Source organism: Vibrio glycogenivorans (assembly GCF_051660965.1).
Lineage (GTDB): Bacteria > Pseudomonadota > Gammaproteobacteria > Enterobacterales > Vibrionaceae > Vibrio.
On the sequence record NZ_JBPVIS010000003.1, the window covers coordinates 510,907 to 533,393 of the forward strand.

At 46.0% G+C, this 22,487-nt stretch carries 17 protein-coding genes; 9 read left to right on the plus strand and 8 right to left on the minus strand.

Annotated features, from left to right (window positions below; all coding sequences use genetic code 11):
* Positions 1-856: 856 nt before the first annotated feature.
* Positions 857-1,021: a hypothetical protein gene (locus ACSTTG_RS10300; RefSeq protein ID WP_438458478.1), complete on the plus strand. Its 165-nt coding sequence runs from the start codon at positions 857-859 to the stop codon at positions 1,019-1,021.
* A gap of 137 nt (positions 1,022-1,158) precedes the next feature.
* Positions 1,159-1,947 carry a hypothetical protein gene (locus tag ACSTTG_RS10305; protein ID WP_438474735.1) on the plus strand — a complete coding sequence of 263 codons (789 nt, stop codon included), beginning with the start codon at positions 1,159-1,161 and terminating at the stop codon, positions 1,945-1,947.
* 217 nt (positions 1,948-2,164) lie between these two features.
* On the opposite strand, the gene ACSTTG_RS10310 is transcribed toward ACSTTG_RS10305, so the two are convergent.
* Complete coding sequence (locus ACSTTG_RS10310) at positions 2,165-2,884, minus strand: oligogalacturonate-specific porin KdgM family protein (protein ID WP_438474736.1); 720 nt, start codon at positions 2,882-2,884, stop codon at positions 2,165-2,167.
* A 650-nt stretch (positions 2,885-3,534) separates the two neighbouring features.
* Here ACSTTG_RS10310 and ACSTTG_RS10315 point away from each other — a divergent pair.
* The 3 genes from ACSTTG_RS10315 (at position 3,535) to ACSTTG_RS10325 (ending at position 7,126) form a co-directional block, all read left to right on the plus strand.
* Positions 3,535-5,094: a polysaccharide lyase 6 family protein gene (locus tag ACSTTG_RS10315; protein ID WP_438474737.1), complete on the plus strand. Its 1,560-nt coding sequence runs from the start codon at positions 3,535-3,537 to the stop codon at positions 5,092-5,094.
* A 67-nt stretch (positions 5,095-5,161) separates the two neighbouring features.
* Positions 5,162-6,016, plus strand: a complete 855-nt coding sequence (locus ACSTTG_RS10320; RefSeq protein ID WP_438474738.1) for a right-handed parallel beta-helix repeat-containing protein — start codon at positions 5,162-5,164, stop codon at positions 6,014-6,016.
* A 108-nt stretch (positions 6,017-6,124) separates the two neighbouring features.
* A complete protein-coding gene (locus tag ACSTTG_RS10325; RefSeq protein ID WP_438474739.1) occupies positions 6,125-7,126 on the plus strand; it encodes a polysaccharide lyase family 7 protein in 1,002 nt (333 codons plus the stop codon).
* A gap of 229 nt (positions 7,127-7,355) precedes the next feature.
* Here the strand turns inward: ACSTTG_RS10325 and ACSTTG_RS10330 are convergent, their stop codons facing one another.
* The gene (locus ACSTTG_RS10330) at positions 7,356-9,293 is read right to left on the minus strand and encodes a methyl-accepting chemotaxis protein (protein WP_438458472.1); all 1,938 of its coding nucleotides are present in this window, start codon (positions 9,291-9,293) and stop codon (positions 7,356-7,358) included.
* A gap of 1,894 nt (positions 9,294-11,187) precedes the next feature.
* Here ACSTTG_RS10330 and ACSTTG_RS10335 point away from each other — a divergent pair.
* The gene (locus tag ACSTTG_RS10335) at positions 11,188-12,972 is read left to right on the plus strand and encodes a sodium:solute symporter family protein (protein ID WP_438458471.1); all 1,785 of its coding nucleotides are present in this window, start codon (positions 11,188-11,190) and stop codon (positions 12,970-12,972) included.
* 90 nt (positions 12,973-13,062) lie between these two features.
* Positions 13,063-14,670, plus strand: a complete 1,608-nt coding sequence (locus tag ACSTTG_RS10340; protein WP_438474740.1) for a polysaccharide lyase 6 family protein — start codon at positions 13,063-13,065, stop codon at positions 14,668-14,670.
* A gap of 231 nt (positions 14,671-14,901) precedes the next feature.
* Here the strand turns inward: ACSTTG_RS10340 and sigZ are convergent, their stop codons facing one another.
* Complete coding sequence (gene sigZ, locus ACSTTG_RS10345) at positions 14,902-15,468, minus strand: RNA polymerase sigma factor SigZ (protein WP_438474741.1); 567 nt, start codon at positions 15,466-15,468, stop codon at positions 14,902-14,904.
* 349 nt (positions 15,469-15,817) lie between these two features.
* Here sigZ and ACSTTG_RS10350 point away from each other — a divergent pair, with 349 nt between their 5' ends.
* A complete protein-coding gene (locus ACSTTG_RS10350; RefSeq protein WP_438458469.1) occupies positions 15,818-16,171 on the plus strand; it encodes a hypothetical protein in 354 nt (117 codons plus the stop codon).
* A 51-nt stretch (positions 16,172-16,222) separates the two neighbouring features.
* On the opposite strand, the gene ACSTTG_RS10355 is transcribed toward ACSTTG_RS10350, so the two are convergent.
* Both ACSTTG_RS10355 and ACSTTG_RS10360 read right to left on the minus strand, forming a co-directional pair.
* A complete protein-coding gene (locus ACSTTG_RS10355; protein ID WP_438474742.1) occupies positions 16,223-17,323 on the minus strand; it encodes a DSD1 family PLP-dependent enzyme in 1,101 nt (366 codons plus the stop codon).
* A gap of 103 nt (positions 17,324-17,426) precedes the next feature.
* Positions 17,427-17,924: a MarR family winged helix-turn-helix transcriptional regulator gene (locus ACSTTG_RS10360; RefSeq protein WP_438458467.1), complete on the minus strand. Its 498-nt coding sequence runs from the start codon at positions 17,922-17,924 to the stop codon at positions 17,427-17,429.
* Between the two features lie 117 nt (positions 17,925-18,041).
* Between ACSTTG_RS10360 and ACSTTG_RS10365 the strand changes: the two genes are divergently transcribed.
* Positions 18,042-19,238 carry a multidrug effflux MFS transporter gene (locus tag ACSTTG_RS10365; RefSeq protein WP_438458466.1) on the plus strand — a complete coding sequence of 399 codons (1,197 nt, stop codon included), beginning with the start codon at positions 18,042-18,044 and terminating at the stop codon, positions 19,236-19,238.
* Positions 19,239-19,418: 180 nt separating this feature from the next.
* Here ACSTTG_RS10365 and ACSTTG_RS10370 read toward each other — a convergent pair whose 3' ends face one another.
* From ACSTTG_RS10370 to ACSTTG_RS10380, 3 genes are all read right to left on the minus strand, one after another.
* Positions 19,419-19,730, minus strand: a complete 312-nt coding sequence (locus ACSTTG_RS10370) for an isoamylase early set domain-containing protein (protein ID WP_438458465.1) — start codon at positions 19,728-19,730, stop codon at positions 19,419-19,421.
* 353 nt (positions 19,731-20,083) lie between these two features.
* Complete coding sequence (gene gltS / locus ACSTTG_RS10375) at positions 20,084-21,304, minus strand: sodium/glutamate symporter (RefSeq protein ID WP_438458464.1); 1,221 nt, start codon at positions 21,302-21,304, stop codon at positions 20,084-20,086.
* Positions 21,305-21,454: 150 nt separating this feature from the next.
* Entirely contained in the window at positions 21,455-22,360 is a 906-nt protein-coding gene (locus ACSTTG_RS10380; protein WP_438474743.1) for a LysR substrate-binding domain-containing protein, read from the minus strand.
* Positions 22,361-22,487: the final 127 nt, after the last annotated feature.

A 22,487-nucleotide genomic window follows, 5' to 3' on the forward strand; every position in this document is an offset into this window, starting at 1 on the left:
TCTTAACACCCATTCTATATCCACACGAATACCCTCTGGATAGGTCAAACAAATAGAATAACGACTTTTAATCGGCACTTACCTGATCACATTTTTTGACTTTGAATATGAAATTTCGTGAAACATATATTTTGCCAATCGATGTCACTTCATCATATGCCTAAACAAATAAGCGTCGAAGGCTAAGCGCAATCTCGATCCAGCTCACAATAATAATATTTTACGACCACACTGGTCTGCTAAATTTTGTCAGTATCCGTGATTTTTTGATTGGATCAACGCCAAAAATAGTCGGTTACATCATGTTTGAGTGCAGTCTAAAAATTCAACATATTCTATGAAAGTAAATCTGATATCTTTACCAGCAGTGTTTTAGAAATGATGTCTTCAATGATACATATAGCCACAATAAATTACTGATTAATATGTGATTAATCTTCTAAAACACCCGATAACTCTCATTGTCATTCCGTCTATACACACCGCACCAACCCACAGAACTAACTCAATATGTACTCAAATAACCAGTAAGATTAACCGCTTCTCCCGATGCTACAACGATCACATTAATCAAGCACAACTCTACCTTGGTCACAAACCTAACTCGAACTGATTGTGTTAGCTGCTATTGTATTATTATATATCCACATCCCAGCAAGTTATTAAGACAAGAAGATTTGGATATCAAACGTCAATAGTAACTTAAGCAATATGGTTTGCTGGCATTAATACATGACTGAATGAAAATTACCAACACGTAATTTATCGCTTCCAACGAGATAGCGTCATCCTACGGTAGAAATTACTTAGTCATAAATTGTATTTATTTAATGAGCTTGTGCTCAAGGAACTTTAAATGAATAAGATCATCTTATCCCTTCGCACTAGATTTGCGTCATTACTCGGCAACAACTGGCTAATCAATATGTTAGGTACTTGCTGTATGAGAGTGACGACGCCAGCAACAACCTATCAGTCAAGTTTGATCGTGATGGCAAACCGCCAAGCTATCAAACACTAGATCTAAAAATTTATGGTTGCAAAATTGATTAGCTCTTAATCGATGTCGGTGCATCTTTGAGCACCACACTGATCACGACAATAAAATCATCCAAGTGACCATCTACGACCTACAACATAAAATTAGTGAGAATCACAATGAAAAAAATGGCACTTATTATCGCTGCAGCAGTGGCAGCCCCAACAGCATTCGCGAGCAGCGGTGGTAACTTTTACTTCGGTCAAGTCTATGATGACACCATCGAAGCCGGTTTCGATGCTTATGTAGGCGACGTTCGCTTCGGTATCGAAAAAGACGATAATCCAGATCGCTTCCGAGTTGAAGGTTACATTGGTTATAAAATCAATGACCACCTTACAATGGACCTTAAATATCGTGAGTCTGATATGATGGATGAAAAGCTAGATGACCGACGTGTTCGTCTAGAGACTACAGTTGGTAAGCTGGGTTTGCCAGAGTGGTTACTACGCGATGTTCGTATCCGTGCAGATTACTTTGCCGATGCCGACGAGCGTGATAACGACTTCCGTGGTGAGGTGCGTCTACGTAACCGCGTTCGCTATGGCAACCTACAGTGGATTGTTGTTCCTGAGTTTACTGATATCAACCACGATGCTCGTGATGGTTCAAAAGCATGGGAGAATGGTAAGTCTCGCATGCAAATGCTGCTTGCTAACGAATTTCACTACAAACTAGATGGCGATGTAACGGTGACCTATATTAACCAACCTCGCTACACGCTGCGTGGCGAAGGTGGTTTTAACCGTGTCCGTAACACATTCGAAATCCAAAAACGTTTTGACAACGAATGGCGTCTGCGTGCCGGTGTGCGTAAACAGGCAACGCGTAACGTGCACGAAACGGGTGGTGGTAAATGGAATGACGAGTTCCTTTGGCGCCTAGGTGCGGATTACCGTTTCCGTTAAGCCTACGTAAACTCGTTTAGACCTCGCGCTTCAGTCTATTGGTGTTCAACGACAAGAGTTGAGCTAAGATTGGGGCGCTTTGTCTTTCTGCTGCAAACTAAATGTCTCAGCAGATCTCCCTCCTCGCAGGGTAAGATAAGAAACTACCAGCCAGCTAGGCTGACTGGTAGGATGAACCAAACAAGATTAGTCCATTGATTTACTGTTAAGCCATTGCTTAGAAGCTGTAAGTTAGACCTACACGGCTACGTAGCTCACGCTTGTCAGTTTGGCTGTCTACGTTCACATCACCGAACTCTACGTATGGTGCCCATTGGCCCATGATCTTACGTGCTGTCGCGTTTAGCTCGTAGTTAGTGTCGCCGCCATCGAAGATGTCGTAACCATCTGCTTTGTACCAGTTCGCTTCGAAGCCAAAGCGTAGGTCGTCGTACGCGTAGTTTACGTTACCTGTGATACGGTGACGACGTTGGTTGTCTGGGTTTACTTCAACCACTTCATTGTTTTCATTTAGAGTGTTGTAGCTGCTGTTCTGACGCATGTCGTAACGGTAACGAGCACTTAGGCTTAGACCTTCAACGCTGTCTAGCGAGTAAGTTGCACGAACTTGTGGCTTGTAAGTAACGCCGCTGTCGCGACCTTCGATAGGCATACCGTAAGTCATTGTCCAGTTGTCGTTGATAACGTGGCGGTAGTTCAGACCTAGTTCCCAACCGTTGTTCTCTAGATTTTGTAGGAAATCACCATCTTTTCTATCTTTAAGCTTCGCTTCGATATCTACAAGGAAGTTACCGATGCTGTCTGCTAGCTTAACGCGAGTCGCATGCTCTTTAGAGTCGTGCTTATACTCGTGACGTACGTCAAAAGAAGCTGCAGATACTGCAGTAGCAGTAAGTAGGGTTGCCACTGCAACAGATACTTTAGATAGTTTGTTCATAATCAAACCTTTGTTTTGTTTCCGATGTAATAAGGTATGACAAATATATTACCTGCTCGAGTTCCCCAAAATCTGTGACCACCATCACTTCAAAATCTAAACCAACCCTAAAAAAACCTAATAAAAACCACACTATATCACTCTATACTATTGTTTTTATTGGCTTTACATTTGAGGCAATCGTTTCCTATATCACTTTCATGTAACACGCCATTTGTGACCGACACCTCGCAGCTTTTACATCACTTTAGTATTACAAGTTAAAATTTGAACCTACGTTTTAATTTATTGAGTTTAAAACCGCCAACTTGGTTCAAAGCAAGTGAAAGTAGGGGCATATCAAACCACTAACAAACCCGCCTTGGTTGCATGACGTGGCTTAGATCACGCTATGTTCGATTTATCTTGAGTGTTTGAACATTGCTCAATTTGAATGCCATCACGAAAATGCAATGTACATTCTAATGCTACCCTCCCCACCAACAAAACTCTAAAGAACTGAAAATTAACCAATTAACTGACAATATAAGCACTCATAGGGCAAAAACCTAAAAGCACATAAAACTCCGCTAGAAAGGTTTTTTGGTCAGGATCACGGAATCACTTAACGAATCATATAAAAATAAGATAAGACAAATGAGGAGTATCTAATGAAAAAGTCTATCTTAGCAGCCGTGATATCCACTGTTGCTTTCACCGGTTTCGCTCAGGCAGAGAACATCAACCCTGCACAGATCCAAGATCGTGGTTTGGACACTGCAACGTATCTTGCCGATTGGGACAAACCCGTGATTGCCTCCGAGGACATTCCAGCTGGTGATGCCGCGGACCTTAAGAAAAACCTGCTGGCACTCAAAGATGGTCAGGAATTAGTGATCCCGCCAGGTAAGTATGCCGACATGGGGCGTTTTGAACTCAACGCCAACGATGTCCATATCCGCGCTGAGCAACCGGGTACCGTATGGTTAACTGGTTCAGTGCAAGTGCGCCTTGAAGGCAATGGCATCACCCTCGATGGCATCGTGTTTACTGAGGGTGGCCCCGCTGAGCGAATGGGCGGTGTGATCTTCCGTGGTGACAACAACAAGCTGGTCAACTCGACGTTCCACTACTTCATCCACGGTTTTGACTATCAACCCGATGACCGCCGCTCAGAGTACCCACGATACCTTTGGATTGCGCTGTACGGTAAAAACAACCAGTTGATTGATAATACCTTTGAGGGCAAGCACAAGCGCGGGACACTGATCGGGGTACAAAAAGCCCGTGGTGATGAAACCCCGGACAACCACGTGATCAAAGGCAACCTGTTCTACAACCAGCAGCATAACCAATTTAACGAGTTCGCGATTGAAGAGGCGATTCGCTACAACTCGAACTCGTGGGAGGCGATCCGCGTCGGTGACTCCAGAAGTTCTGTTTTCCCATCCGAGACAACCATCGAGGGTAACCTGTTCCTGCAAATGGATGGCGAAACCGAACTGGTATCAATCAAATCCGGCGGCAATACAGTCCGTGGCAACACCATCATTGACAGCGCATCGATGATTTCGCTGCGTCATGGCGTCAATAATACCGTCGAAGACAACGTTATCCTAGGTAACGACAAGGATCGCAGTGGCGGTATTCGGCTCTACGACGAGGGCCATGTGATCCGCAACAATTACATCGAGCGTGTGATGGGCACAGGTGATGTGCGTGGTGGTATCGCGATCAACACCGGAATTACCGATGTGCTTATGGGTGAGAAGCTTGATAACGACGTCAAAGGCAAAGAGCTGAGCAAACAAGCGACGCCGTTTAATGTGAAAATTGAGGGCAACTCAATCATCGATTCCCGTCAGAACTTCCTGTTCTCAGACAAGATGCACCGCGTAAGCCTATTCGACAACAGTCGCATCGAAACCATCTTTGCCGGTACCAACATCAGCTTTAGCGACAATCTGTCTTACGCTAACGCACCCCGTACCAAAGCCTTGATTGCCAATGACGAGGTTGCGCCACTAGTTAATCCAAGCTTTAGCAACAATATCTTTGCTGGCGCAGTCTCTGGCACCGAGTTACCAAAAGACGGCATCACTGAGATCAAGCCAAGCTTTAAGTTGGCGGAGAATGGTCTTTTAGAGCCAAACAACTTTGACGGTGGTGCACGCAACCTGACGGTATTAGGCATGAACGATACCGGTGCGTCTTACCGCATCAGCAACTAATTCGTTTAACCCCAAAATAGTGAGGCTCATGAAGAGCCTCGATCAAAATAACAACTGAGAGAAGAGCATGAAGCTAAAAACACTATCTATTTTAATCTCTGCAGCAGCCTCTGCTGCCCTGCTAACTGGCTGCAACTCTGGCGGTAACAAGGATATCATCGAAGAGGAAGTTGCTGGTGAAACCGTCGCGGAACTCAATGATCGCATTAATGAAGCCAATGATGGCGATATTCTTTATCTAGAGAAAGATGGCAACTATTCCTCAGGAATTATCGAGCTTAAAAAAGCTATAACATTGGATGGTGAGAATGTTGCCACTATCACCGGCGATGCATGTATTAATGTCAGTGCTCCTGGCGCCGAAATCAAGCAGCTAAGTTTCGCAGTGTCTAAGATTGGTCAGTGTGATAGCGAAGAGACTAGCCAAGGGCGCTCGGGCGCGGTAACCATCATGCCAATCGGTGAAGAAGATAATCCAGTTGTGCTAAGCGACCTGAAGTTTGATGGCTCGGGTTATGGCGAAGGTGATCTACAAAATAAAGCCAGCCTAGTGTACTCGGGTGGATACTTTGAACTTTATAACAGTAGCTTTGAAAACCTTCAGGCATCGATACAGAACAACGCGGTGTATGTGCCTTGTCATAAAGACACAAATAAAATGGATATCGTAATAGAGAACAATACGTTCTCCATTGGCAGCGGTGACAAAGAAACGGCAGCCATCAAGCTTGGTAACTCAGCAAGTGCCATCATCACTACTGAAGAGTGTAATGTAACTATCTTCAATAACACATTCGAAAATTACACCACAGATTTCAGTGCTGATCTTAGCTCAGGGAGCAGCCAAGAACGTGTAACCGCAATATTTGCCACAGAAGGCTCAGTCGCGAACGATGCACTAAACGACAACGTCTTTCTATAAAAGAGAGTCAGAAAGAGCCTTAGGCCCTTTCTTTTCAGATTAGTCCAGCCAAAGGATAAGGTAACTTAGTGACTTAAGTGGCCTTATCCTTCTTTTTTAGGTTTTTTTATGCCGATAATTACCCGTTCAACACTCGCTTTAAGCCTTGGGATGCTGCTGACCGGCTGTAGCGAGGACAATACCGCCCCCCCACCCTCCATCGACCCTGGCGATTACTCTTGGGATATCTCTCAATGGAAAATCACCATCCCTGCCAGCAAAGACGATTGGTACGGCAGTGGCGGAACCAGTGCGGCTGAGCTTGAGCCTTTTCACTGTGCTTCCAGCAAAGATGTGCTCGACAATGACTCGGTCATCTTCCACCAGCCACACTCGATTTCTTTTTTTGATGTGCAGAGCGAACGGATGCATTTTCGCGCCAATATGGGCTTTGGCACCACAACCGCGAATTCTAGTTACATCCGCTCTGAACTGCGTGAGTTGTTTAACGCGCAAAAACTGGCAAGCTGCAGCACCAGCACAGCCGCAACCAGCTGGTTTATTCAAGACACCGCCACCAATACCGACAGCCATCAACTAGAAGCAACACTCAGAGTGGAAAAGTACCCTTCAATAGCGGGACAAGACCCCAAAGTGATCGTCGGACAAGTGCACGGATGGAAGATCAAGCAGGCGTTAGTTAAGGTCTTATGGGAAGGCGATCACAAGCCTGTGCGAGTGATACTGAACAAAGACTTTTACCATGACAACCAATCCTGTGAGGCAGGCACCCCCAAGTATCCAGAATGCGAAAACTGGTCATTTAGCGTTAATATGGGCTACTACCCAGCGGGAAGCGATTGGCAATACCTTATCCACGTCGATGAGCAAGGCATCAACCTTGAAACCCAATATCCAGATGGCAGTAATAAGGTCCAACACTTTTTACAATGGGGTGCCCCCTACTCTGACACCAACAACGGTACTGTCACCCTAGCCCAAGAATGGGCAGGTACCGATGTTGCCTACTATTTCAAAGCCGGCATCTACCCACAGTTTCGCCCTGATCCCGCTCACGCCGGAAAAACCTTCGACGTCAGCTTCGCCGGACTCACCATCACACATAAATAAAACAGGCTCGAGGTGCGGGGACACTTCGTTTCGAGTAGCGAGTGGTTCGTCACACGCTACTCGTTTCTTGTGCACATTTACCCGTTCCATTGTGGAGACATCTTGGACATCAGGTTCATCTTACATGCACAAAGCCCCTCGCACCTCGAAGGGCTCCGCCCGTCCCCGAGCCTCGCCCCTTCTACACGGAACAAGTGCAAGAGGCCGCCTCGCCTCTCGCTTCTCGAATCTATAATTTAAATTGACCTACCAAACGACTGACCCCGTTGTTTTCGCGCAGGATCGCCTCAGACTCTTCAACCTGATCGCGACTCATGGCATTGAGATCCGTCACTAGGTCATTGATCTTGTGAATATTCACGTTGATCGCTTCGATCACTGTGGTTTGCTCGCTGGTTGAGTTTGAGATCTCGCTATTGTAGCCACAAATCACCTCAATTTGCTCATCTAGTGTCTCAAGCATCTTGACCGCTTTGTTCACCTCTTGCTTAGTGTCTTCACAATGGTGTTTGGTGCCCTCGATTGAGCTTACTAAGCCGCCCGATTTATCCAGTAGCTTAGTCAATGCCGTCTCTATCTCTTGAGTGCTAACTTGAGTGCGATTGGCGAGTGCACGCACCTCATCAGCTACAACGGCAAACCCACGACCATGCTCACCCGCACGTGCGGCTTCAATCGAGGCATTTAGCGCCAGCAGATTGGTTTGCTCTGCTATACTGCCGATCACGCTAACAATAGACTGAATACTATGTGTCTCTTCGGCCATTTCATTAATGTCTGTCACCGTGCTGGTGATGCGTTTATCCAACTCAGCCACATGTTGCTGAGTCAAAGAGTTGATCTCTTTAGTTTGATCGCTCAATTGAGTGGCATTGTTCGCCGCTTCAGCCGCCGCGCCAGAATGATTTTCGACCACTTTTGCCGTTTGCGATAACTCATCAATTGCGGTCACAATCTGGGTGGTCTCGCCCACATGCGTGCCCAATTTGTCATGGGTCGCCTGACAGATTTGCTCAATCGATTGGGTTTTGTGGTTCAAACTGTCGGTTGAGGAGCGCACCTCGGTCAACATCGATTGCAGACCAGAGATAAAGGAGTTCACGCCAGCGGCAATTTCCGTCAGCTCTCCCTGTCCTTTTGTCTCAAGGCGCTGGGTTAAATCACCATTACCTTGTGACAAGCCCTTGATCAGGCGATTAAGGTTAACTATTGGCTCATAGAGCTTGTGCAGAATGACGAGTACCGCAACACAAGTTGCTAAGATGCCAATCACAATGGTCAGTAAAGATTGCTGATTGGCGCGGTTGAGCTCTGCTAATGCCACAGATTCATCAACAACCACCCCAAGTTGCCAAGTTTTCTGCTCGCCCAGACTCAATGGAGAGAGCAGCATCAGTGAGTTGACGCCCTCTACTCTCAGATGCTGAAAGTGATTTGGGTTCGCGATAGCTTGTCGCACATTGGCCTGATAAGGGAACTGACTAATATTGCTCTGTGTGGCGAGAGAAGGCAACGTCGATGCAACCACCAAGCCGTTTTCATCAATGATAAATGCCTTAGCATTGCTGCTGGCTTCCAACCCCAACAATTGTTCATGCATGTCATCAAAGCGTAGATCGCCAAGTAGCACACCGTTACCTATGTTGTAAGCGACACCAATCATTGGTATTTGGTCATGCTTGGTAAAGAACACGTCGCTTAAAGACAGTCCAGAGGTCCGTTTCGCTTGAATGTACCAGGGACGCTCGGTCGGATTGTAAAGGCTCGGGATCCCGACGCCAGCAGGGAAGGAGTCCGACTCACGTGAGGTAAAAGAGGTGCCATCATCAAAACCAACCAGCACTTTATCAATACCACCTAACTCCACAGCCAGATGCATTAGCCTTTCATGAGCAATCGTCCCCTCCACTTCATTGGCTTGGTACTCTACCGCTAGGGCCGTTACTGTTTGAATTGTCCGTTGTGCAACACTCTCAAGCGCATCCACTTCGGAGCCAATCGAATGGTTGAGATCTTCAAGGATACGCTGATTGACCTGCTGATTTAGCTGGGAATAAGAGAGATAACTGGTTGCGATCAGCGACGTGGCGGTAGTAATCAGTACTGCCGTGATCAGTTTGGCTTTAAAACCTAACTTAAGTATGTCCATCTTCCAATGGTACTCCATCTTTAATTGTTCCTTCTGCACAACTCATTTCCACCCTATATCATTTTCGGGCAAGAGAACGTCTATGCAGCTTAAAATGTCATACAAGATGATAAATTAGTCAGAAATGATTACCGTGAAGTTGCTCGAAATTCTGTCAGGATATGGATGATGTTTCACACAAAAGTGAACAAATTTATACAATTACATTTAATCGCTTAGTTTTTAAAGCCCTGCCAATTAACCACCAAATTTAAATATAGTTGAAAATTATAAAATTAATTTGATAAGTTCATCGGCTGTTAAGCAATATATAATGACAAACCTGCCTACTCATACTAAGCAGCCGTTAAATCTATCAACGAAAAATATCAGCCCTCGAGGTTAGGTAACCGCGTAGGATCAAGTTGTTGTTGCTCGGCTATAACACCGGTGTCTTAGCAGTCAACCGAAGGTGGAAGCGCGTGAACCTATAACCATGTGAACTCTAGCACAACATTTGTTGCAGAGCTTACTATTAGTCGTACAAAATCTAATATTCGTACATTTTTCCCCCTCACTTCTGACATCAAATCGTTGCATCAAAAAAAGTTTACAGAAATGACAAGCCTACCCAAATCACGTCAAACCATTGTTTATAAAGGATAATTAACATTAATCAAATGACCTACTTCAAACATTTTTTTGATTAATTCAAAAAAAAATGCAATTTTTACTTCACTTTTATTTGTCATACTTTATTATGTATAACAACTGTTACGGGGTGAGTGGTGCTGTCGTTCCCTTGCCTCTTTTATTCAGGTTACTTCACAGGGTTATCGTGGAGTGATGAGAACATCATAACCGACCTAGAATGTTTGGTCGTGAATGAACAGGCGGTGTTGAGTTGCAACGCAAAAGGCAACTTAATTAAGCATGTTCATAGTGGAGAGAGTATCAACTGTTGGTTAGATCAAACCACACAGTCTCCACTAAGTTCGATCAGAGCATGGGTTTGTCTAGATTCGAGCATGGCTAATTTCCTCGGATTAATAACTTAAGTGTTGGTACCCAACCGATGCTGTTGCTGCAAAAGTCAGCGGGTTAACGATGAACTAACAGCGGTACAAGTCACTCTGTCGGAGTAAGTGCGTTTACCGTGTTCTGATTGAAGCCCTTATTAAGGTTTCGATAACAATAATAAATTTGGCTGATTTTTCCCCCAAAATCTAGCTACCCATACCTGCTGCGCTCACACGATACAGGCCGTGTGAGCGCTTTTTTTTTCCCTCGGGAAAGAGGCGAGAGGCGAGATCGCTTTGCTACGAGTGGCGACCGGCTGGGTGTGGCCGACTAGATGTGGCCGACTAGATGTGGCCGACTAGGTGTGGCCGACTAGGTGTGGCCGGCTAGGTGTGGCCGGCTAGGTGTGATAGGTGCTTGTGATGAGGTCTCATTTTTGCCAAACCTCCGTGACTATCGTAACTCACGTTTTTCATTACTTTGCATCTACAAGCTTGTTCTGAATATATCTAACAGCCAACATTCAAACGTGTGTAAGAAGCTAAGATTTTTAGTTTATTATTCTTTACTTTCTAGCACGCCTATTTTGCACCTCGAGTGCAAATAATACCAACATCACACTTGTACTATTTTATACCGACACACTTGTAGTGCAGATTTTCCCCAAGCGGTTATTAATCATACCTAATCCAACATTCTGATTTGTTTGATCTTCGTCATATCCTTTATTCCATAAAGGGTTGAGCTCTATTTGGCTAAATGGCACGGGAAGTAAGATCTAGATCACTTGTATGACTAATTAACTCATCACAAGTGAGGATTTTGTCACGCTCTTGAAATATTGTAGTACAAATTTATCTGGCCAAAGTTAGTATTAGTATCAAGCCATTACTAATAACAGAAGGTTTAACAGATGGATCTCAATACTCTCATTGTTGGCATCTACTTCCTATTTCTAATTGCAATAGGTTGGATGTTCCGAACATTTACAAGCACTACCAGTGACTACTTCCGTGGGGGCGGTAGCATGCTGTGGTGGATGGTTGGTGCAACCGCGTTTATGACGCAGTTCTCAGCTTGGACATTTACCGGTGCAGCAGGTAAAGCGTATACGGACGGTTTCGCGGTTGCGATGATCTTCCTAGCAAACGCGTTTGGTTACCTGATGAACTATCTATACTTCGCTCCAAAGTTCCGTCAGCTTCGCGTTGTTACGGTAATTGAAGCGATCCGCATGCGTTTTGGTAACACCAACGAGCAAGTATTTACTTGGTCAGGCATGCCAAACAGCGTAATCAACGCGGGTATCTGGCTAAATGGTCTAGCGATCATTGCATCAGGCATCTTCGGCTTCGACATGACCATGACCATCATCCTAACCGGTTTGGTTGTACTGGTTATGTCTGTAACGGGTGGTTCATGGGCGGTAATCGCATCTGACTTTATGCAGATGGTTATCATCATGGCGGTTACTGTGACTTGTGCGGTTGTTGCGATCATTCAAGGTGGCGGCGTTGGCGAAATCATTGCTAACTTCCCAACTGACGAAGGCGCAAACTTCGTATCAGGTAACGACCTTAACTACCTAAGCATCTTTGGTATCTGGGCATTCTTTATCTTCTTCAAGCAGTTCAGCATCACCAACAACATGCTTAACTCATACCGTTACCTAGCGGCGAAAGACTCTAAGAACGCGAAGAAAGCCGCTCTACTGGCTTGTATCCTAATGACCATGGGTCCACTGATCTGGTTCATGCCTTCATGGTTCATCGCAGGTCAAGGTGTTGATCTAGCACTACAATACCCAGATGCGGGCTCAAAAGCAGGTGACTTTGCCTACCTATACTTCGTACAAGAGTACATGCCAGCAGGTATGGTCGGTCTACTGATTGCAGCAATGTTTGCAGCAACCATGTCTTCGATGGACTCTGGTCTAAACCGTAACTCAGGTATCTTTGTTAAGAACTTCTACGAACCAGTGGTACGTAAGCACACTGCAACAGAGAAAGAGCTAGTGGTGGTCTCTAAGATCACTTCAACCTTCTTCGGTATCTCTATCATCTTGGTTGCACTGTTCATCAACTCACTGAAAGGCCTGAGCCTATTCGACACTATGATGTACGTGGGCGCCCTAATCGGCTTCCCAATGACTATCCCTGCATTCTGTGGCTTCTTTATTAAGAAGACGCCAGACTGGGCTGGTTGGGGTACGCTAGTGATGGGTGGTATCGTTTCTTACGTGGTTGGTTTCGTTATTACCGCAGAAATGGTTGAAGCTTGGTTCGGCCTAGAGCCTCTAACTGGCCGTGAATGGTCTGATGTGAAAGTGGCACTTGGTCTAATTGCTCACCTAGTGTTCACTGCTGGCTTCTTCTGCCTAACCACTCTGTTCTACAAGCCTCTTTCTGAAGAGCGTCAGAAGAACGTTGATAAGTTCTTCGAGAACCTGGCAACACCACTGGTTGCTGAGTCAACTGAACAGAAGAAACTGGACAACAAACAGCGTCGCATGCTTGGCTCACTTATCGCAGTAGCAGGTGTGGGTGTTATGGCAATGTTCCTACTGCCTAACCCACTGTGGGGCCGCTTCATCTTCGTACTGTGTGGTGCGATTGTTATGGGCGTCGGTCTCCTACTTGTGAAAGCCGTTGACGACTCTGTCGAAGACGCAGCGACACAAACTGCAGAGCAAAACTAATCACACTCAATACTCTCAAGGCGGCCGCGATTAGGCCGCCTTTTTTAACCCCAAAAAATCAATTGTTCCAATTTAAAGAGAGAACATATTATGAAAAAGACCCTGCTTGCTGGATTGATTACCGCGTCGGTTGCCACCCTTGGCCTTAGCGCTCAAGTTTTTGCTGACACGACTAGCCCATCAATCGCTTCACACATCGCTGTATCTGAGATCACTCGCGACCAGCTGCTTGCTACTGACCGCTTGAGCACCGTTGATGGCAACAAGCTCGACACTCACGCTGAAGCTGCCGTTGCTGCGCTAAAAACACAAATCGAAAACGCACAAGATGGCACAACCATCACGATTCCAGCCGGTAAATTTGCCCACCTAGGCGTCGTGACCATTAATGCAAACAACATCACTATCGAGGCAGAGCAGCCGGGTGTGACCTGGCTGACCGGTCTGGTGCAGTTCGTGCTCAATGGTGATGACATTACTCTGGATGGTCTGGTATTTACCGAGGGTGGTCCTGCAGAGCGCTTTGGCGGTATCCGCATGATGGGCAATCGCAACACACTGCAAAACTCAACCTTCTACTACTTCAACCACGACTACGCCTACGAGCCTGACGAGCGTCGCTCTGAGTACCCGAAATACCTATGGGTATCACTATGGGGTAAAGATGGCAAAGTGGTAAACAACCAATTTGAAGGTAAGCAAAAGCGCGGCACCTTGATTGGGGTACAAAAAGACGAGACGCCAGATAACCACTATATTGCCCACAACATCTTCCTTGATCAGCAGCAAAACCAATTTGATGAGCTCGCGATCAAAGAAGCGATTCGTTATAACGGCAACAGCTGGGAAGCGATCCGTATCGGTGATTCTAAGTCTTCTCAATGGCCTTCAAAGTCGCAGTTCGTCGATAACCTTATGATCAACATGGATGGTGAGCGCGAGCTTATCTCAATCAAATCTGGCGAAAACGTGATTGGTGGCAACACCATTTTTGAGAGTGCCTCACTGATCTCGCTGCGTCACGGTAAGGCTAACGTAGTAGATAGCAACGTTATCCTGGGTAATGAGAAGCGCCTAACCGGTGGTATTCGTGTCTACGATGAAGATCATGTGATCAACAACAACTACATCTCGGGTACGCGCGGCCGTGATGGCTTAATTGAAGGTAATGCTGACTTACGCGGTGGCGTGGTGATCAACACCGGTATCATCGACGTGGTCAACAACGAGATCCTAGACCAAGAAGTTAAAGGCAAAGAGCTCAACAAGCAGTGGACACCAAAGAACATCACCGTGAAAAACAACACGCTGGTAGATACTGAGTGGGGCTTTGTCTACGGCAACCAAACTCACCGTGTCAGCCTGTTTAACAACGATGTGGTCGAAAACACCTTTACTGGCGCCAACATCAAGTTTGACTCGAACGTAATCGATAACTCGCGAAACCCTGAGTTTGTCAGCGTGCGCGCAACCGAGGAACACCCACTGGTTGATGCGACTTATAACAACGAAACTTACGTTGGTACAGTAACTGAAGCGAAGCAGTTGGGTGAATTCACTGCTGTCCTACCTAAGAACCAAAAACAGGCGGGCTTCAAATCCTATCAAGGCGTGGGCGCAGATGTGACCAGCCTGAAACTTGTTACTGCTGAAACGGCCGGTCCGGATTACCAGTTGATCAATACGTTCCAGCGTTAGAGAGCAACTCTCCAAGGTGCCGTAAAAGGCAATCTTTGCCAGTCCTTTTGGGGCTGGCTTTTTTCACTCGCCTTACAGGCTCAAGGAGCGAGGTTCGGGGACGCTTCGCTACGGGGAGCGAGGAGAACATCGTTCGCTTTGAGTCATTAGGAAAGCATTAAATATTGAGATTACTTTACGTCTACTACGTTGCCAAACTGTTGTTCGATAAAGTCAAAGCGATCTCGCGCATTACTCGCTCCCCGAAGGGCAACGCCCGTCCCCGCAACTCGCCCCTGGTTTTCGTTGGTAGTCGATGATGTTGCCTTGGTGATCAAGGGAGAATTCACAGCATTGATTGAAGATGGCGAGTAGGTTTTGGCGGCTTTTTTGTACTCGCGACTTTAGGGTGGAGTACTTAATACCATGTTGTTCAGCATAGACTTTTTGTGAGATACCCTGGATCTCGACTGCCTTGAGTAACTGTGCTTGGTCCTGATCCAATTGGTCAATAAAAGGCTCAATACACGCGGCCAGTTCGTTTATCTCAGATTCAGTGGGTGTTTCATGCCATAACTCTCCGACGCTCATGTCTTTCTCACGAGCACGTTTACGGTAAAAGTCGATAATGGTGTGGTTGGCAATTTGGAATAACCAAGACTTAAGCTTTTTACTGTCTTGCAGCGATGGGAAGTTAAGATGGGTCTTGAGCAAAATCTCTTGCAGCAAATCATCCACATCCTCCTGATTAGCGATTTTTTTGCTTAAGAACCCTCTCAAACTTTGCCTATACTGCTTCCAAACCATCTCAACACTCATTGGCCGTTACCCTCTCTATTCTTCGCCATCACTCTCGTGCCATTCAATTATTTCACATACAACACATAAAGCTAAATTTGAGTCAAATTGATTCATAGATATGACAATAAAGCATGAAAAGTGTTGAAGGTTTTCACAGGATTTTCACCGCACAATAGGTGCAAAACGACCATAATGTGCACACATAGAAATAGAAAAGCCATAGAAATGTGAGATAAACCCAAGAAATGCTCCATGTTAGTGCAATAAATGTGAGCCAGCATAAAAATAATACAGTAATACAAGGATGTAACTTAGAGTTTTGATATGATAACGTTTTCACATATATGCAAAAAACAATAATAATTTCATGGATAAGAATATAATCCGCTACAGCTTAAAGCTGACAGATAGCGAACTTAGTGGGATCATCAACACGTCTCGGCCAACTTTACTAAAAAAGATAGACTGGGTATATGACGCCTTACTATACAAATTCAATGGCGATATTGAGGAAGCAATCCTCTCAACGCTGTCTCAGTTATGTACTAAAGACTTCGAGCAGACTCCACGCAATGGCCTGCTTACTGCGCTGCTTGCGGCATATGCCAAAAAGACCGGTAGCTTGCCGACAGCGAGTATCAACTTAGACTGGCAGCAGATCTTAGAGGTTTTCTCCATTTCACCAGCCAAGTTGACCGCCAGAGTTAACTTCAGTGCTTAAACACTATGGCAATCTGCGCTCCGGCTTAAACGCAGATTGCCGTTTTCATTTCTAGTCTGAGCGACCTCGCCCAGCTATCGCCCACTGCTCAACCAGCTGCCCATCTCGCACACCATACAGCACATCAAAATTATTCAACGTGGTATCACAATGACTTGGCATCAAGGCAACTCGATCACCAATCGCGAGCTTACGTGACGCTTCGCTAAGGTGAAGAATGCCATGCTCATCACCACCGCATTGGTAGATGATTGACGAATCTTTGATAACTTTTGGCATTCCTAAATCTATCGATAGTGACTTCATACCGGCATCAATCACGGCACGATTCTCCGCTGGGTGACTAATTACTGTACTTAAAACAGAGAGCGCCGAAAGAAACTGGTTATTTACCTTTTCATTAGCTTCATCGCCGATAGCGGTATAACTAGCGTCCATAAAAAGATAAGAGCCGGCTTGGATCTCGGTATATTGCTGCTCACCATGTGCCTCAAATGTACCAGTCCCCCCGCCAGAGATGATACTAGGGCGTAGCCCTCTGGGCGTCAGCTGCTGTTCAATATAGTCAAACACCTCAGTAACGGCATCACGTGCGGCTTGATGGCGCTCTTGATAACCTTTTAATAACTGCAGGTGGCCGCTGTACGCTTGGATACCGTCATAGCGCACCCCTGGGGTCTCTAGGATCAGCTCAATAAGCTCAAGTAAAGCGTCGCCCGGTAATACGCCGCAGCGCTGTTGACCACTCTCTACCTCGACTAGCAATCCCACCTCAAGCCCAACCGCTGCAGCTTGCTGTCCAATTGCCTTGACGTGATCGGCATGGTCTATCACCTGACGAACAATCGCACTTGGGTTTTGTTGGATCAGTTGGATCAAGCGCGCAATCTTGATCTCACCTGCGATTGGCGTAGTGATAAGCACATCGCGTATACCACCTGCTACCATCACCTCTGCTTCACCAAGCTTCGAGGTACAGATCCCCTGAGCGCCATAGTCTATCTGCATCTGAGCAATAGCGGGTATTTTATGTGCCTTAGTATGTGGCCGCAGTACTACGCCCAGTTTATCTATGCGGCGTTGCATCTGTTCTAGATTGGATTCTAGCTTATCAAGATCAACAATCAGTGCGGGTGTATCGAGTTGGACCATAGTTATCGCTTTTCAACGTGAGGGAAAAGTAAAACTCTACCACATTCGAACTCAAACCATGAGCCCCCGTAAGCAAGCCCAAACACTAATCCAATGAGCCAAACTAAGTTGGCTCCCACTGTCCCAGCAACTTTTTCAGCAATCCTTCGAGCTGACGCTGCTCTTGCTCGTCCAACACCGTTAACTTGCGATTTTCATGTCCATGTACCTTTTCAATCACCACTTCAATTGTCGATTTTCCATGGCTAGTCAGCTGCACTAACTTGCTTCGACCATCCTCTGGATTTTCAATGCGTGTGATCAATCCTGCTTTTGTCAGACGAGCGAGCACTTTAGTCAGACCGCCAGAGCTAAACAACATAGAACGATAGAGGTTAGTCGGTGATAAGCAAAATGGCTCGCCACTTCTGCGTAGGGTAGCCAACACACCAAAATCGGCTTTCTGCAAGTCATAACCACGAATAATTGGTTCGAGGTCGGACTCGAGATGATCATGTATTCGATGAATACACAGGATAGATGGAGTGATGTTCGCAAACGCCTCGGGCCAATTCGCTAGGCCCTGAGACAAAAGGGTTTGCAAGTTATCTTGCTGAGACATACAACTCGAGCTCCGCTAAGTAGGATACGGCTGTAAATATATCTTGCTAGCAAGCTAAAATCCACTTAGTATCTTTCTGGAAAGATAAATAATCATAACAACAATCTAGAGGAATCTATGCAACCCACAATTTCTAAGCGACTGATTGTACTGCTCGCGTCAGTGTTTGCGATGACACCATTTGCGATAGACAGTTACCTCCCTGCAATTCCTACGATTGCCGGCGCACTTGAGGTTAACACCGCAATGATCTCTATAACGGTCAGTATATATGTCTTCGGTCTTGCGATGGGCCAGTTGATTGGGGGACCACTATCCGACCGCTTTGGTCGAATGAAAATCATGGTAATCGGACTCGTCATTTTTTCTGGCTGCAGCATGATGCTTGCATTCAGTAAACACATATATGCCTTTTGGGCGTGGCGTATTATCCAATCAATAGGTGGTGGTATCGCTGTGGTTGGAGTGCCCGCAACCATTCGGGATAATGCTGAGGGTAAAGAGGCGGCGAAACTATTAGCTTTAATTGCACTAATCAGCATGATCGCCCCATCAGTCGCACCTTCAGTTGGCACACTAATAATGAACCTCATCAGCTGGCACTGGATCTTTATCATCTCAGGCGTGTTAGCACTCATTGTCGCTCTTGGAGCAGCTAAAGTACTGCCAAACTCAAACTCACGGGTAAATAAAGCAAAAGCAATCGGCTACCGGGATGTTTTTACCAATAGTAAAGCCATAGGCTACCTTCTATCACAAGGCTTTAGTTTCGCAGTGTTGATCACATTTATTGCCAATGGTGCATTTGTCTACATGGTACATTTTGAGATCAGTGCAGAGCTCTTCTCGAGCTTATTCTTTTTCAATATCTTGGGCCTGGGCATCATTAACCGACTCAACTCATTTTTGCTTAATCGTCATGCACCAGCCTATTTATTACCGCGATTTATAAGCTTACAGGTTTTCGGGACCAGTGTATTAGTTCTCTCTCAGCTGTTTGCCCCTGATTTTCTATGGCTAACTGTCGCTGGCTTTGTTATCAGTATCTCTGCTAATGGCGGGATCATGGCCAACTCTAATGCTAGCTTCCTAAAGCATTTCGGTCAGGGGGCAGGCGTTGCCTCTGCCGCTTTGGGTGCAAGTCAGTTTCTTATCGGTGCGAGCTTAAGCGCCCTTGCTGCCGTGCTAAGCACAAACAGTTTATGGCCCATCGTAGCAATCATGTTTATCACATCTTTACTCTCACTTGGCAGTACACTGCACGCGAATCATAAAAATCGCGAGCCTTCTTTTTTGCGTCGCGTCCAAGCCTAAAGTAGGTCTGTCATCAGTAAGTAGAAAGCCAAATCGTCTTAACAACGCCTTAGCCAATAAGTTTCAGTTGCAGTTACTGTTTTGGGCTGAAAATGAAACAAGGGGCACATCATGTGCCCCTTGTTTCGTCGATTTTATCATGATGAAGGGACTTTGACCCCCCCCGATCATCTGCGGCAATTACGCCTCTACCTCTTGGTATGTACTGATGACACTGTTGTCACTGCCTTGGCCATTTGGCACATAAGCATCTGCCTGATGATCGTTTTCCCAAACTGAATCATCGAGTACGTAACGGAATTGGAATTGTGCATCTTTTGGCAAGCGGATTTTGGTGGTAAAGACTTTTTGGCGATTCAATTTCAGCGGGGTCGCCTGCCAGTCATTAAAGTCTCCACTAATTGCGACAGTTTTAACGTCCGAATCACCCTTCGGCCACTGAAACGTTACCTCTACTTCATTCTTGGTTTTAAAAAAACGTTTTGTGAACATATCAACTCCTAATCAATCCTTTCTCTCGGCAGCTGCAATTAAAATGCCAATAAACAAACAGTTACTAAACAAGCTCGAATCCTACCTTGTGCCCAATTAGGTCACCGTGTGAGTACAAGTTGCACTCAAAGCGAACGAAATTCGCTCACGCCCAGCATTAAGCAACAAGTGGCACTAAAAAGCCATCCCTTGACACAGATAAATTAAAACTGGGCTACAAAACGTGATCACTGTCGCTGATAACTAGAAATCATCTGCGAATTTCGACAACGAGAATCGCTGCTGAGGAGAGGAAAAAACACCCAAGCACCGCACAAAAGCGGTGCTTTTTGCATCATCTTGGAACATCCAAACTAAAACGCCAACAGCCATGGAATAATCAGCGCGTTGGCCAGATCGATGAAGAACGCACACACCAAGGGCACCACTACAAAGGCCAAGTGTGAGTTACCATAGCGCGCGGCGACTGCAGACATATTTGCCATGGCAGTCGGAGTTGAGCCGAGCGAGATCCCACCAAAACCGGCGCACACCACCGCCGCGTCATAATTTCTTCCCATTGCCGGGAAGACAACAAATAAGGTAATAAAAACCGCGACGGCAAACTGCATCGCCAGTATGGCGAATATTGGACCGGCGAGATCGATCAGCGTCCATAATTGCATACTCATCAGTGACATTGCCAAGAAGGTGCCGAGTGAAATCTCTGAGATCAGGGCAATCGCTGGCCTGCGCGATGGCCATTGAGTGCCCGTGATACGCGGGATAGATTTCGGGACGAGATTGGTGGCGATGATCCCGGCAAACAGACAGGTAACAAACAGCGGTAGCTGCAAACCTAGGTTCTCAATCGCTTCGTTCAATAACACACCAAAGATGATACAAATGTGGATAGCAAGAATCGCATCTAAGAAATCATGCGCGGTAATCGTGCCTTGCCCCTCACCTTCCTCAATACCAACATCTAATGGCTCAATGCTAGATGGGCTTAATTGATAACGCTTGATCAAGAACTGCGCAATTGGTCCCCCCATCAAACTGGCTAAGATCAAACCGAACGTGGCACACGCTATACCGATTTCCATCGCGTTACCAATACCAAAGTCTTCACTGATCCTGGGTGCCCAAGCGATGGCCGTACCATGACCGCCAATCAATGACACACTACCACCAAGCAGCCCAACCTGAGAGGGGAGCTCAAACAACCCAGCCACACCAATACCAACGAAATTCTGTACGAACATGTAGCCTATGGTAATGGCGAGCAAGATCAGCAGGGGCTTGCCCCCTTTTGCCAAGTCCTGCAAACTGGCATTGATACCAATCGTGGTAAAAAAGTACACCAGCAACAGATCTCGACTGACGAGATTAAACTCAATCTCATAGCCAGAAGCAAAAAACACAACTGCAATCAGCACTGAGATCAGTAAGCCGCCACTCACTGGCTCAGGGATATTAAAATGCGCCAGTGGCCCAATCGCTTTGGTCAGACGACGCCCGAGAAACAGAACCACGATCCCCAGGGTAAAGGTAAAAAACGACCCGATGAGGACTTGATTTCCAATCACTTCCATTTGTTCACCTAAGTTTTAGATTGAAATAGTTGCACCATAGTTTACTGGCACAAGATCATTAACTCGTGCCCTTAAAATTCAGCCCATGATAAAAAGTGAAGAAAACCAACCCCGTAATATCAACCTTTTAAGCCATTTCTGGTAACTGACTCACTGTTTCCCCTGCGACTTTTCAATAAGAAAATCAATCAACACACGAACCCGCTTAGCTTTTTGCGTGTTTTGATGGAAATACACATACAGCCCAGCATAGGGATACCAATACTCGCGCATCACTGGGATCAGTTGGTCATTGGCAAATAGCGCTGCAACCATTGGCTCAACTACCCGCCCTATTCCTACGCCTTTAAGTGCAGCATCGACCATCAGATTGGTATCGTTGACAATCATGGCACTGGGCATTTCCACCAACCACTCTTTCTCTCCCTGGGCCAGCTTGAGTGGCGCTACTTGATTAGAGGCGACAAATCGATATTGAATCAACTTATGTTGCTTGAGATCTTGTGGTGTCTGAGGCAGCCCATATCGCTTAACATAATCCGGCGATGCAAACAGAGCCTCAGACATTGGTGCGGTCAGTTGACGCGCCACCATCCCCTCTTCAACCCGATCGCCAAAGCGGATACCCAAGTCAAAACCCTGATTTAAGATATCGACCTTGGCATCTGAGATAGAGATCTCGAGCTCGATATTGGGATAACGTTGACAGAATTCGGCGTAAATTGGGCGCAATAAATACTCATAGACAAACCTTGGCGTGGTCAAACGTACCTTGCCTGACGGCACTTCGCTCAAATCACTGATGCTCTCAAACGAAAGTGCCAATTCGTTCATAATGCCAAAGGTGCGTTGATGTAAAAGCTGCCCCGCTTCCGTCAACTCAATCCGGCGAGTGGTGCGCGTAAATAGAGGCAAGCCGACTTGGTCTTCTAACGCCTTAAGTGCATTACTCACCGAGGGTGAAGCCATCTGCAGCTTTCGTGCTGCCCCGGTGATACTGCCCTCAACCGTGATCGCCTGAAAAATCCGCAACTGATTAAATGTGCTGCCGTTCACTGTGAACCTCAATTATTAGCTAGTGACTAATAATATATTAGATATACAGCATCTAATCATTATCAATTTGGCGACATATACTCTCTTCATCGCTTAGACAGCCCCCAAATTACTCAGTTAGGAGATA

Coding starts and splice junctions, on each gene's coding strand:
- ACSTTG_RS10300 (WP_438458478.1), top strand. CDS start 857: ATGAATAAGATCATCTTATCCCTTCGCACTAGATTTGCGTCATTACTC.
- ACSTTG_RS10305 (WP_438474735.1), top strand. CDS start 1,159: ATGAAAAAAATGGCACTTATTATCGCTGCAGCAGTGGCAGCCCCAACA.
- ACSTTG_RS10310 (WP_438474736.1), bottom strand. CDS start 2,884: ATGAACAAACTATCTAAAGTATCTGTTGCAGTGGCAACCCTACTTACT.
- ACSTTG_RS10315 (WP_438474737.1), top strand. CDS start 3,535: ATGAAAAAGTCTATCTTAGCAGCCGTGATATCCACTGTTGCTTTCACC.
- ACSTTG_RS10320 (WP_438474738.1), top strand. CDS start 5,162: ATGAAGCTAAAAACACTATCTATTTTAATCTCTGCAGCAGCCTCTGCT.
- ACSTTG_RS10325 (WP_438474739.1), top strand. CDS start 6,125: ATGCCGATAATTACCCGTTCAACACTCGCTTTAAGCCTTGGGATGCTG.
- ACSTTG_RS10330 (WP_438458472.1), bottom strand. CDS start 9,293: ATGGAGTACCATTGGAAGATGGACATACTTAAGTTAGGTTTTAAAGCC.
- ACSTTG_RS10335 (WP_438458471.1), top strand. CDS start 11,188: ATGGATCTCAATACTCTCATTGTTGGCATCTACTTCCTATTTCTAATT.
- ACSTTG_RS10340 (WP_438474740.1), top strand. CDS start 13,063: ATGAAAAAGACCCTGCTTGCTGGATTGATTACCGCGTCGGTTGCCACC.
- sigZ (WP_438474741.1), bottom strand. CDS start 15,468: ATGAGTGTTGAGATGGTTTGGAAGCAGTATAGGCAAAGTTTGAGAGGG.
- ACSTTG_RS10350 (WP_438458469.1), top strand. CDS start 15,818: ATGGATAAGAATATAATCCGCTACAGCTTAAAGCTGACAGATAGCGAA.
- ACSTTG_RS10355 (WP_438474742.1), bottom strand. CDS start 17,323: ATGGTCCAACTCGATACACCCGCACTGATTGTTGATCTTGATAAGCTA.
- ACSTTG_RS10360 (WP_438458467.1), bottom strand. CDS start 17,924: ATGTCTCAGCAAGATAACTTGCAAACCCTTTTGTCTCAGGGCCTAGCG.
- ACSTTG_RS10365 (WP_438458466.1), top strand. CDS start 18,042: ATGCAACCCACAATTTCTAAGCGACTGATTGTACTGCTCGCGTCAGTG.
- ACSTTG_RS10370 (WP_438458465.1), bottom strand. CDS start 19,730: ATGTTCACAAAACGTTTTTTTAAAACCAAGAATGAAGTAGAGGTAACG.
- gltS (WP_438458464.1), bottom strand. CDS start 21,304: ATGGAAGTGATTGGAAATCAAGTCCTCATCGGGTCGTTTTTTACCTTT.